Origin of the sequence: Aliinostoc sp. HNIBRCY26 (assembly GCF_050235535.1) — a bacterium.
GTDB lineage: Bacteria > Cyanobacteriota > Cyanobacteriia > Cyanobacteriales > Nostocaceae > Trichormus.
Window position 1 is genome coordinate 619,886 of the sequence record NZ_CP189852.1, and the last position, 13,326, is coordinate 633,211.

Genomic DNA, 13,326 nt, shown 5'->3' on the forward strand with positions numbered 1-13,326 from the left:
AATAAATTCTACCTTGTCTACCTTGTCTACCTTGTCTACCTTGTCTACCCAGTCCCCAGTCCCCAGTCCCCAGTCCCCAGTCCCCAGTCCCCATTCCCCATTCCCTCAATTCCCACTCGGCTGCACTTCCGGCAGCTTTTCATTTTTCTGGGGTGGTAGTTGTACAGGTGGGTTATTTGTGGGGGAGTTTTGCTTGACTTCCACTGTGGGAACTACTACACCAGAAGAATCTGTATTTTTAGACTCCGTGGCTGGTACAGTCGGGACTATCACAGGATTTGACTGATTGGATGGTTTTTCTGCTGGAGGTGGGGGGGATGGCTGGGTAGTAGTAGTGTTAGTGGGTGGAGTGTTTTCTGATGTGTTAGCAGGGTTAGTTTTGCGGGAAGAACGAACTTGGCGCAGTTTTTCTACTAGGGATGATGAATTGGTTGTGTCGGGTGCGCTGGGAGATGGTTGAGTATTGACAGATGTTGATTCTTGTGTGTTTGCTTGGGGTGTTGTTGTGGCGGAACTGGTGCTAGTGGGTTGAGTTTGCGGTTCTATGAGGTTGCGTCTGCGTCGTCTAAAGTTGGAAACGGGTGTAGTGTCTCTAGAACCTACATTGACTGATTGTTGATTATTATTGTCTGTGGGGGAATTGACGGTGGTGTTGTTATTCTCTGGTACGATGGGACGCGCTTCAAATAATGGTTTGGAAGGTGATTTGGGCTGAGATTTAGAAAAGATATTGGTGATGCCAAAACCAGCTGTCGCTGCCATTAAAGCCACAACAACACCCAAGACAACCCTAGAAGCTGATACCTTTTGCAGCATTAGGTTGAGGTTTTTAACTGGTGATGCTTTTTGGACATGGCTGAGGATATTTCCGGCTGCTGGGTTTTCCTGTTGATATACAGATAAATCAATGGTAGGGACTGCATAGGTGGGGACAACTTGTGGCGCAAGGTTGACACCGCTACCTGGTAATAGTTGCAGCCACTCCGCTACAGTCGCAGGACGAAAACGCGATTCTACAGCCATTCCACGCATCACGGCTTGGTTGACGGCTGCACTGAGATGGGGTTGGAGTTCGCGGGGGGTTGGCATTTGTTCGCGATCGCGCAGCAATGCAGGTAAGGGAACTTGCCCTGTTAACAGAGCATACAAAGTTGCTGCTAAACCATAAACATCTGTAGCGGGTGTGCGTGTCGCTTGAGTTAAATACTGCTCAATGGGAGAATACCCTTCTGATACCAAACCTGTGTGAGTTTGTTTCACACCACTATTAAATTCACGGGCAATGCCAAAGTCAATCAGAACTACTTCCTGAGTTCCTTGACGCAGAATAATATTATCTGGCTTCACATCTCGGTGCAGCAAACCATTGCTGTGAACTACCTGCAACGCTGCACCAATTTGTCGGATGTAATGAATAGCTGTTTCTTCTGGTAAGGGGATTCCTGGTAAAATAAAAGCTTCTCCCAAGGTTTCCCCAGGAATGTATTCCATCACCATGTAAGGTAAGTCATCTTCCTCAAAAAAGTCGCTGACACGGACGATATTGGGATGGACACAGGTGGCTAATCTTCTAGCTTCATCTAGGAATTGTTGCTCAAACTTCGCAAAATCTGGGTGTTTTCGCAGTTTTTCGTTAATTGTTTTCATCACCACTTCCTGTTCTAAGTAGTGATGAGTGGCTTTAAAGGTGATACCAAAGCCACCGCGTCCAATTTCTTGGATGAGGGTATATTTTCCCCCCTGCAAAATTTTGCCTGCTAACATAGAGAGTTTTGCGTCCTGAGTCCTAATTCCTGAATAAGAATACGGTACTGGTTTCTAATTGTTGGGGGACTACCAAACTATTAAGTCTGTCTGTATTGATTGTATGGAGTCAGCCTAGCTAACACCGACGATGCAATTACGGACAATTTATTTTTGGTATTTCCCACCATAGTCAAACCCTCTTGTGGCTGACTGTAGGTTTTTCTTTCTAATCATACAGTAGGAGCAAAACAATGCCTATTTAAAAGAAGATATGCCAGATTATATAAAGATTTAGTAAATCAAGTATCAGGGCAGAAATCACTTTAATGCGTCGATTTGGACTTATACGACGACGGGAAACTAATAGACGAATCAGTAACCACAGTGAATAAAGTTGAATGGGTAGAAAGATGAGGATTAATCCAATAATAGCCGTGCGAAAGGCTCTATCGGCAGTTTCATCTGCCCAGGATATTTTTTCAAAATCATCATCATCTACATCATCTGGAATTGTCTCATCTCCAGCAACGGCTGTCTCAAAATCAGACGATACTAAAACTGTTTTGGCTGGTTCTATATCGGTTGGGGATACTTTTAATTGAATCCAACCCACAGCTACTGTCAGATGCCATGCCATGTTCACGGTAGACTCATTTGCTAAATAGCAGTGAATGCCTTGTGATTCTAATAGTTGCTTTGCTAAGTTAGCGTCAACATAATTACTAAATGTAGCTATGGTGACAAGACTATTAACCATGAATTTCTGATATTTTTCTCAATTTATGTAGTATTGCGCTAAGGATGTGTTTGCGTAGATACTACACCTGTGGATTATACAGTCAATAGTTAACAGTTCACTAAAAACAATAGAATTCTTATTTAATTTAAAAAAGGATGACATACATAATATAGGAATCTGCTTTAATTTGGTGGAATTGTTGGAGTAGGGAGGGAACAGGGAAGAAATAAAAGTGTACCTAGCTTCACAAAAATCAAATCGGATTCCTCATATTTAAATTCCTTGTTTCTGTTTTCTGTGAAGAATTTCCTGCATAAGTTAAAACATCTTACTTGTATTTATGATTGAACCAAAAATTTATGATGTTGGTAGAAAAATATGAATCCTATTGTCATGCAAGCTTTTACCCCTAATGAGACAGCTTGTCTAGTTCAAAACAACGAAAATAAACTACAGATAGAGAATTAAACTGATATCTGAGAATAAAACCAGCATAGCTAGACAAATAACCTCAATTTAGCAGCATTATGTTCAAAATGCTGCCATTTAGGTATTTAATTCAAGTATGTGAATCAAAATCTCAGCCAATGCGAGGTGAAGCAGTAAATATGAATACTGCATCCATATCAAGGTACTGGACAATTTGGTGCATTAATCTGGCGAATCAACAGATGGGGTATAAAAAGTGTGATGTGTCTTCAGCACGGGATTTTGTGCAGCAAAGGGTTCAAAGTTGCTCAAATGATGAGTTGCAATCTACTCTATTGGAAAATTTTCACGCCGATAATTGGACAATAAATGAGCTAATTAATCGTGGTTTAGCGGGGTTGTGTCTACGGTGTTATGTTTCCTATGGAATTCTCAAATCTTGTCAAAAGATTAATAGTCTCTTTAGTGGAGAAAAGTCTTTTAACTATCGGGATTTGCTGCGATGTGTCCTAGATGATGATGGGAATAAATTGGTTGTTTTGGATAGCGATCGCCAGACTCAATTTATTCTAAGTGAAGATGGTGTAACTCATCCAGCAACTTATAAGTTGTTTACAGTGGAAGTCTTACGCAAATTTAAGCATGACTCCCAAGCAAGAATGAGTTTAGATAATTGGACTTACTTGCAAACTAAACAAAATCCTGAACTGCGAAATTTTCTATCAGAGTTTGGTTTTCAGTGTCATAGTGATTGGTCTTTATTAAATCGCGTTCGACCTAAACAAATAGCAATTTTAGCAGAGCGATCGCGCCAAATCGTGAAAGTATTTCATGCTGTCTATCGTCGAGATAGACGCAAACAACGCAAAATCACAGTAGGAAAATGTCCAGATCCTACTAATTTGCAATTGCAGGAAATGCTGGAATTATTGCAGGAATATGGCATCATCATCAACGCTACAGAAGATTTGAAAAGCGAACTTAAACAAGTAGCTATGCAGTTGCGACAATATGACATCTGGAGTTACAGAGAACCCCTAGAAACTCCCGATTATGATACTGGTGTCTACTCTCTTAGAAGAGATTTACCAACTGTTTGTTACGATATATCAAATTTAGACAAACAGGAAATTGTAGAGCTTGTAAATCAAAAATTTCAAGAGATTTTATCTGAGGCGATCTCCCAAGAAATTAGTCACACAATTACTAAACTCAAAAGTAGTAAAAATTATGCTCCTTTAGCTCACAAATATCTACCAGGATTAAAACTTTATTATTGTGAGTTTAAGTCACTCAAGGAAATCGCTCCTGTATTGGAAATGACTAGTTGGGATCAGACAAGACGCATATTAAATCCTGGTGAACTCTTATGTAAAGTACGTACATTTACTGTACAAAAACTCCTCGAATGTATGTTAAAAGAGGCTGGTATCAGAGGTTTAACTACTATTCCGCCGACACCTGAATATCTGCAAACTTTGGCTGAACAAATCGAAAATTTTGTTGATGTAGAAGTCTTCACAGAAGCAGGAGAAGAAATTAGAGCAGGTAAAAACCGTTCTCTGGATAGTTTATATGCTCAAAAACTGCGTGATTATCTACTAACTAATTAGCTAGTAATTACGGAAAGTTTCTATTTTTTATGTGTGTCATTTTTCTGAATAAAAGTATTTTTCATTACACCAAGATAAGTAGAGTCTATTAATTTTAATCGCTGAGATATCGAATTGAATTCAAGGAATAACCCATGATTAACATTCAAAAACATCCCAATAACTTGAGATTAATAATGCCGGAGTCAATTTTGCTAGAACCAGAGCATTTTGAAACTGCAAAAAATATTACTTATCAAGTATTTAATGAACTGCAACAGTGGCAAATATATTTAAATTTCCTGGCTACCTTGGGATTTATTCACTGGTTAAAAGAACATTTCCCAGAGCAGCAAATTTACCAAAATCAGCCGAGTAATGATAATTTTACTTATATTCAAATAGATAAATTCAAGCTTTGTTTAATTGCTACGGAAAATCTATTAGATGAATTAGTTAATATACCTGAATATACTATTACTGAACCAGAAGCAACTGCTCATTTATATGTTGTAATTGAAGTTTTAGAAGAACAGGCAGAATTAATTATTAGAGGAATTTTACGCTACGATCAAATTATAGCTTATATAGAAAAAAACGAGCTAAATTCAATTAATAATTACTATCAAATACCATTAGCAGCATTTGATATAGAACCAAATCATATTATATTTTACTGCCGTTTTTTAGATGTGGCTGCAATTCCCTTGCCTGAATTTAAATCCGTCAATGCAGATAATCATCTAGGAAAGTCTTTACAACCCAATAAAACTAAATTAAGTCAATGGTTGGAGGGAATTTTTCTTGATGAATGGCAATCAATTACAGCCCTGATTAACCCTGAAATGAGTTTAGCATTAAATATCAGAAATAGTGCTGAAGGTGTGAAACGGGGCAAAATTATTAATCTAGGTATCAGACTTGGTAATTATCATGTTGTCATGTTGATTAGTATTCAAGAAGAGTCTGAAGAAAAAATTCGTGTATTAATTCAATTACATCCCAGTGGAGATGCTAAATTTCTCCGTCCTAATCTCAAACTTACTTTGCTATCAAAACTAGGCAAATCACTGTGTGAAGTCACATCTAGAAGTCAAGATAATTATATCCAAGTTAATCCTTTTCATGGCGAGAAAGGAAAACAGTTTAGTGTGGAAGTGAGCTTAGATAACATCAAAATAAAAGAAGATTTTGAAATTTAGAATGAGATTTATTTCTGCAATTGAACGGTTGAAATATAAAATAAATACTTAAATCAATTAGCTTAATTGAAAAATAAATTCGACTTGCCATTTTCTAATTTACTCAAGACTATTAAGTAATATTAGATACACTAATGCACCGCAATAATTAAAGTAGTTATCAGTCCTAACAGTGTATGGTGAGCATTTATCAAAGCCTCCACTTGGTGTGGTGTTAAGCAAGTATATTTCACAAGACACTGTTAATTGTTAACTAGAGCCTTGAAATAGGCAGTGGAGACAAGAAATATTTATAATTTCTTGTGAGTGTCGCTCTCCAGGAATTATAAAAGTCAATCTTCCCGTACATCATGCCCATTTTTAAAGCAAGTCTATTGTTCACTATTAATTACCATCAATAATCAGCAATACTAACTATAATATTTCGCAATTACATGAATATTCTTCCTAAGAAAATAAAATATCTATCAATCTTTGGCAATTCAAAGTATCATTTAAATAAAAAATCTAGCAATTATAGACAAAAAGCTATAAATTCAGTTTAGAAATAAAAATTGGCTTAATAGTCTCGATATAATAATGAGCAAGACAGTTGTCATAAGTTTGGGTAATGGTGATTTGTACACGGGATTTCCCAGTGTGAAGGCTCAAATTTGGTCAGCAAGTCATCATGCACCAGAACAATGTTTAGGTAGCTTACCGGCTGCGCCCAATTTGCGAGAACTATATATAAGTTGGCGAACAAATTATCAGGCTTTATGTACTCGTCAACCAATGCGTTCTCAAGATTGGGAAGAAGATGATGAACTAGAAATAGAAGCCGGGGCTATCACTAATGTTTCCATCATAGATTTTGATGAATTATGTCAACAGTTGCAGTGTAATATTAATACATGGCTAAAATCTACGGAATTTTTGACAATTGAACGCAGATTGCGATCGCAACTTCATCCAGCAGAAGAAATCCGCGTCATTTTAGAAACCAATGATGAAACTCTTCGCCCACTACCTTGGCACTGTTGGGAGTTTTTGCGAGATTATCCCAAAGCAGAGTTAGCACTTTCGCGGACGGAGTATCAACGAAGAGATACGACACAAACTCCATACAATCGCCACAAAGTCAGAATATTAGCTATCTTGGGCAGCACTCAAGGTATTGATGTCCAAAGAGAAACTGCATTTCTGCAAAGCCTGGAGAACATAGCCGAAGTGGTGCAGTTAAATCAACCCTCACGCCAAGAATGCAATAGGCAGCTTTGGGATGCTGTAGGCTGGGACATCTTATTTTTTGCCGGTCATAGCTACAGCCAAGGTGACACAGGCATAGTTTACATTAATGACAAACCTACTAACAATAGTCTGACGATTCGCGAGTTAGAAGAAGCCCTCACCGCCGCCATCGATAGAGGTTTAAAGTTAGCTATTTTTAACTCTTGTGATGGACTAGGATTAGCCAATGCTTTGGGAAAGCTGCATATTCCCCAAGTCATTGTTATGCGCGAACCAGTCCCCAACTGCGTAGCCCAGGAATTCTTCCAAAACTTTCTCCAAGCCTTTGCTATCAAGCGTCAATCTTTATATCTGGCAGTACAAGAAGCGCGCAGGCAGTTACAAGGACTAGAAGATGATTTTCCCTGTGCTTCTTGGTTGCCTGTAATTTGTCAAAACCCGGCTGTAGAACCGCCGACTTGGTGGCAATTGGGCGGTATACCTCCTTGCCCCTATCGGGGTTTATCTGCTTTCCGAGAACAAGACGCACATTTATTTTTTGGTAGGGAAGAGTTCACGGCTAATTTAGTCAGAACCGTGAAAAAAAAGCAGTTTGTAGCGGTAGTAGGGGCCAGTGGCAGTGGTAAGTCTAGTTTAGTATTTGCGGGGTTGATTCCCCAGTTGCGGCAAGAACTGAATGGGCGATGGCAAATTGTGGCTTTCCGTCCTGGAAAAAACCCCTTTGAAGCGTTAGCAACGGCGTTAGTGAATTTAGCCCAGGATTTTCCGGCTATTTGTCTAGAAAGTATCTTGGGCTTACCAAAAGATACTAGCAATACTCGCTTACTAGAACTAGATTTAGCGATCGCACTGCAACAAAATCACCAGTTACTCCCTAAAATTCTAGAACAGTTTGTACAGCAAGAATTTGGCACTCGCTTACTCCTGATTGCAGATCAATTTGAAGAACTTTATACCCTATCTTCCGAAGCCCAACGTCAGCCTTTTTTAGATTTATTACTCAATGCCTCTAGTTTCACACCCGCCTTTACCATCGTCTTAACCTTGCGGGCTGACTTTTACAGCTATGCCCTATCTTACCGTCCCTTTAGTGATGCCTTGCAGGGTGCAGTCCAGAACCTGGGGCCGATGAACCACAAAGAATTACGTCGGGTAATTGAACAGCCTGCTAAACAAATGCGGGTAGGATTAGAAACAGGATTAACTAAGCAATTAATTGCCGAAATCGACCAACAACCAGGAAGTTTACCATTATTAGAATTTGCCCTGACACAACTCTGGGCAAAACAACAAAATCGCCTACTCACACATCAAGCCTATCAAGCCATCGGTGGTGTCGAAGAAGCCTTAGCTAACCACGCCGAGGCTGTATACGCCCAGTTACCAACAGCAGACAGACTCAGGGCGCAACAAATATTTATTCAATTGGTACGTTTAGGTAATGAGACAGAAGCTACCCGCAGGTTAGCAAATCGTGAAGAAATTCAATCAGAAAACTGGGATTTAGTGACACATCTTGCTTCCTCGCGCCTAGTCGTTACCAACCGTAATGAGTCTACAGGAGAGGAAACAGTAGAAATTGTCCATGAAGCACTGATTAGAAACTGGGGTAGATTAGAACATTGGCTGTTGACGAATGGGGAATTTCTGCGTTGGCGAGAACAATTGCGGATTGCGATCGCTCAATGGGAAAATAGCAACCATGATCAAGGGGCATTATTACGGGGTAAACCCTTAATAGATGCTCAAGAATGGCAACAACAACGCTGTTCTGAACTCAATCCCAAAGAAATCCAGTTTATTGCCAAAAGTTTAGAACTCAAAGAACTAGAAGCCCAACAACAGCAGCAACGACGTAAACTCCTGACTTTATTTCTCGCTGCTGGTTTAGTCGTTTCCCTCAGTCTAGCTATTTTCGCTTGGTGGCAAAGTCAAAAGGCTCGTACTAGCGAAATTAAAGAAATCAGTTCCTTAGCGGAAGCTTTAACTAATACTAATCAAGAATTAGATGGATTAATTGCCAGTATTAAAGCTGTTAGACGCATCCAAGACACCCAGGGAATTGATACCAATACTCGCACTCACATCATCGAAACCCTACTACAAGCCATCTACTCTGTAACAGAGAAAAACCGACTAGCAGAACATCAAGGAATGGTAGAAAGTGTGAGTTTTAGCCCTGATGGTCAGTTCATTGCGACAGCTAGCAGAGATAAAACCGTCAAAATTTGGGACTTAAACGGTAAAAAACAATCCATCATCCTCAAAGAAGAAGCAGGCGAGGGCTTTAACAGCGTCGCTTTTAGTCCTGATGGTCAACTCATAGCTACCGCCAGTTGGGATAAAACAGCCAAAATCTGGAGTCGAGACGGTAAACTGCTGCACACTCTCAAAGGACATCAACACGGAGTTTTAGAAGTAGCCTTTAGTCCCGATAGTCAACGACTAGCTACCGCCAGTTGGGATAAAACCGTGAAAATCTGGAGTCGAGACGGTAAACTGCTGCACACTCTCAAAGGACATACAGATAAGGTCAATAGCGTCACCTTTAGCCCCGATGGTCAACTCATTGCTACCGTCGGTTGGGATAAAACAGTTAAACTCTGGAATCTCGATGGTCAAGAATTGCGAACCTTTAAAGGTCATCAAGACATGATTTGGGGTGTCAGTTTTAGCCCCGACGGACAGCAAATTGCCACTGCTAGCGGTGATAGAACTGCCAAAATCTGGAATTTAGATGGTCAACAACTCCAAACCCTCCAAGGTCACGAAAATGGAGTAAACAGCGTCATATTCAGCCCCGACGGTAAAATAATTGCCACTGCTAGCGGCGATAAAACAGTCAAACTGTGGAAGCGCAACGGTCAACAAATTAAAACCCTCTATGGACACGCCGACGCAGTTAATAGCCTCGCCTTCAGTCCTGACGGTACATTCATCGTTACAGCCAGTAATGACAAAACAGCCAAAATCTGGAAACTCAACAGTCCTCACAGCACTATTGTCAAGGGTCATCAAGACGAGGTTTTCGACTTAGTATTTAGCCCCAATAGTCAACCAGTAGCCTGGGATGGGAGAAAACCAGGGAAAACAAAAGTGCAGTTGATAGCTACCGCCGGTTGGGACAACACCGCCAAACTCTGGGCTATCAAAGGAAATCAACTGCAAGAACTACGAACCTTTAATCAGCATCACAACAAGGTCAATAAACTCTCTTTTAGCCCTGATGGTCAGTTAATCGCTACCGCCAGTTGGGATAAAACCGCTAAATTATGGGATCTGGAGGGGAAATTACATCAAACTCTCAAAGGTCACAAAGACACAGTTTGGAGTGCCAATTTCAGCCCCAATGGTCAGTTAATCGCTACCGCCAGTGAAGATAGAACCGTCAAACTCTGGAATCGAGACGGGACATTACGTAAAACTCTCACAGGCCATGAAAGTGTAGTTAACACTGCCGTATTTAGTCCAGACAGTCAACTACTGGCTACAGCTAGCTGGGATAAAACAATCAAACTTTGGTCTATTGACGGTCAACTACAAAGAACATTAACAGGACATAACAGTGGTATTAATAACGTTATCTTCAGCCCTGATGGTCAGCTAATTGCTAGTGCTAGTTGGGATAATACAGCGAAAATCTGGAGCCTTGACGGTAAACTGCTGCATACCTTAGTGGGACATAGCAATGTTGTTCACAATGTCGCCTTTAGTCCTGATGGTAAACTTATTGCCACTGCTAGTGGTGATAATACGGTCAAAATCTGGAGTCTTGAAGGTAAACTTTTACGCACTCTGCGGGGTTACAAGGATGCTGTTTGGAGTGTGCGGTTTAGTGCTGACGGTAAAACTATAGCCACCAGCACTAGGTACAATATCATACTCCGGCGTTTATATTTAGGTGATTTAGATTATGTACTTGAGCCTGCTTGTGATTGGGTGAGAGATTATTTGCAGAATAATCCCTATGTGAAACCTGATGAAAAGAGTTTGTGTACTGGAAAGTAATTAGGGGCGGAATACCAATTCGCAATGGACTAACGTCCCGCTACGCTAACGCAATTCGCAATTTAGCTTAGTAGGGTGCGTCAGTGCGATAAAACCTCAATACCTCTCGGTTAAGCCTGCCTCATCTCCAAATTTGGGTAAGAGGTATGGCTGAAACTCTTGAGCTTTCGTGAGAAAAAATCATGCCAGATTTCTTAACCGAGAGGTATTGGATAAAACCTAACTATACCAAGAGATTATTCATACTGACGCACCCTACAGTTTGGATATTTTTTTATCTGGAAGTCCCGTTAGTAGTTCTCAATCATTCGTAAGAAACAAGATAGCCGACTTCTCAAATAGGTCGGGTATCTGGACATTTGAACTATTTCACTAAAATTTGTACTTCCATCGGTTGGAGAGTGACTTTCATCACTCGTATGGGGCCATAACTCTTTTGACCGTTAACTTCTGTGATGTTGGCGTTTCTTACTTCCTCCACTGTTTCAGGGAGTTCAATGTTGCGATCCCTAGATGCGTTGCTAAATAAAATCTTGAAGGTAGGATAATCAGAATTCATGTGGTAATCAACAATTACATATACAGACTCAGTTTTTTCTATGTTTGTATTGGCTACCACTACCACCTCTTGGTCATTCAAGATGCGGGAGAACGCTAACACACCAGGACTGTAAGGAGAGATGCCATAATTAATGCGATCGCCAGATATGGGACGAAAATATTGCCGTCCGTAGCGTAATGCCGGTTGGGTTTGACGATATTTCGATAGTTCGGAGATGGCTTGATAGAAGGGATGATCATGATTGAAACCGCCTCCTGGCTTACCCCATAAAGCTTGACGAACTACAAGATCCCCAAAGTCCGTATTTCCTGGGACAGAACCATTAAGTCCCTGTTCCGTACCGTAATACATACAAGGTATCCCTTGTAATGACAGTAGACAGGTAATAGCTAAAGTTACTTGGTCTTCAAACTGTCGGGGACGCTCAGGGTTACTGTAGAAAAAGCGACTCTTCACATCATGATTATCGAAGAATGTCACTAAAAATTTGCTGGCTTCACCATGTGAACTGATTATACCCCGGAGGCTTTCCTTACGACTTTCATAAAACTGGGCGATCGCTTTTGGTGGTCTTAAGCCTTTCAACACCCCTGGGAGTTGAAAAAACAGAGGAAAATCCAACGCCGCATCCACACCTAATAAATCACCAGATTCATTGGCCTGGCGACCAATGAAGTTTCTAATTTTATCCTCTGTGTTATTTTCGTCAGCCCATATTTCGCCAAAAGTAAAGAAATTTTTCTTCCCAATACTTAAAGCAAACTCACGCATGGCATTACCAAAAACTCTGGCAAAATCTGGCTCAATAAACCTTAATGTATCAATGCGAAAGCCATCAATATCAAACTTAGCAATTAAATATTGGTGAATACGAATTAAGGCATTACGAACTTCCGGCTCATTAGTAATTAATTCTCTTAAGTCGGTAAAATCCCCGCCTTGTTCAGTGTCTCCTCTAGTTCCTCTCCGGCGGAAAACTTTGTTTTTGCATAGTTCTTTAGGCCAAACTACAGCATCAGGATGTAGGTCAGGGTCTTGTTCCACAGGGGCATCTATCCATTGTGGATGCGGCTTACCGTTCTTATCATGCCACCTAATATCATAGGGTTGTTCCCCATATTGATCAGTTGACTCAACAGTATTTCCATTAATGAAATAACTGAAAACATTGCCGACATGATTCAATACAATATCAAAAATTACATAAATTCCTCGTGCATGAGCCTCATCAATTAAGGCTTGTAACTCTTCCTCTGGATGCTCTTTATTAGTAACAAATCGCGGATCAATTTGTAAAAAGTCTTGAATACCATAACCGTGGTATGTGGGTTTATACTGACAATTCTTTAATACTGGAGTAATCCAAATTGCCCCTACCCCTAATTTTTCTAAGTATTCCAACTTTTGGCGAATACCTTCCAAAGTGCCACCTTGGAAAACCAGACCATTTCTCCCTAAAAAATTCCCATTCCCATCAAAATTATCCCACGCACTCACAGGCGCAGCAGATGGGTTATTAAAGCGGTCAACCATAATAAAGTAAATCCAGACATCCCGCCAATCTTCCGGTGATGGAAAAGGTGATATCACTTCCCTTTGGATCACATCTTGATTTTCATTGACCAAATTAATTTGTTTCTTAGTTGTTCTCTTAGCTACACTGAAAACATCTTGAACTAATCGGTCATATATTGAGCTAACCATTCCACTCTCCCCAGGTATCTATGACTTTTGTCCTGTATCAGAGAATCTTCTCAACATAGAGATAGATACCAGCAGTTTGAGCTTATGCAGTTGTTAGGGTACTGGGGATTGGGG

Annotated in this window: 6 protein-coding genes; 3 read left to right on the forward strand and 3 right to left on the reverse strand. The window is 40.3% G+C overall.

Annotated elements, in window-relative coordinates; all coding sequences use genetic code 11:
• Window positions 1-105: 105 nt before the first annotated feature.
• Together ACQFX9_RS02635 and ACQFX9_RS02640 are read right to left on the reverse strand one after the other, a co-directional pair.
• Window positions 106-1,764, reverse strand: a complete 1,659-nt coding sequence (locus tag ACQFX9_RS02635; protein ID WP_427160578.1) for a serine/threonine protein kinase — start codon at window positions 1,762-1,764, stop codon at window positions 106-108.
• Window positions 1,765-2,005: 241 nt separating this feature from the next.
• Window positions 2,006-2,503: a putative signal transducing protein gene (locus ACQFX9_RS02640; protein ID WP_427160579.1), complete on the reverse strand. Its 498-nt coding sequence runs from the start codon at window positions 2,501-2,503 to the stop codon at window positions 2,006-2,008.
• A 590-nt stretch (window positions 2,504-3,093) separates the two neighbouring features.
• Here ACQFX9_RS02640 and ACQFX9_RS02645 point away from each other — a divergent pair.
• From ACQFX9_RS02645 to ACQFX9_RS02655, 3 genes are all read left to right on the forward strand, one after another.
• Entirely contained in the window at window positions 3,094-4,527 is a 1,434-nt protein-coding gene (locus ACQFX9_RS02645) for a hypothetical protein (RefSeq protein ID WP_427160580.1), read from the forward strand.
• Window positions 4,528-4,661: 134 nt separating this feature from the next.
• A complete protein-coding gene (locus ACQFX9_RS02650) occupies window positions 4,662-5,708 on the forward strand; it encodes a DUF1822 family protein (protein WP_427160581.1) in 1,047 nt (348 codons plus the stop codon).
• Between the two features lie 579 nt (window positions 5,709-6,287).
• Window positions 6,288-10,946 carry an eIF2A-related protein gene (locus tag ACQFX9_RS02655; RefSeq protein ID WP_427160582.1) on the forward strand — a complete coding sequence of 1,553 codons (4,659 nt, stop codon included), beginning with the start codon at window positions 6,288-6,290 and terminating at the stop codon, window positions 10,944-10,946.
• 364 nt (window positions 10,947-11,310) lie between these two features.
• Here ACQFX9_RS02655 and ACQFX9_RS02660 read toward each other — a convergent pair whose 3' ends face one another.
• The gene (locus ACQFX9_RS02660; protein WP_427160583.1) at window positions 11,311-13,212 is read right to left on the reverse strand and encodes an alpha-amylase family glycosyl hydrolase; all 1,902 of its coding nucleotides are present in this window, start codon (window positions 13,210-13,212) and stop codon (window positions 11,311-11,313) included.
• Window positions 13,213-13,326: the final 114 nt, after the last annotated feature.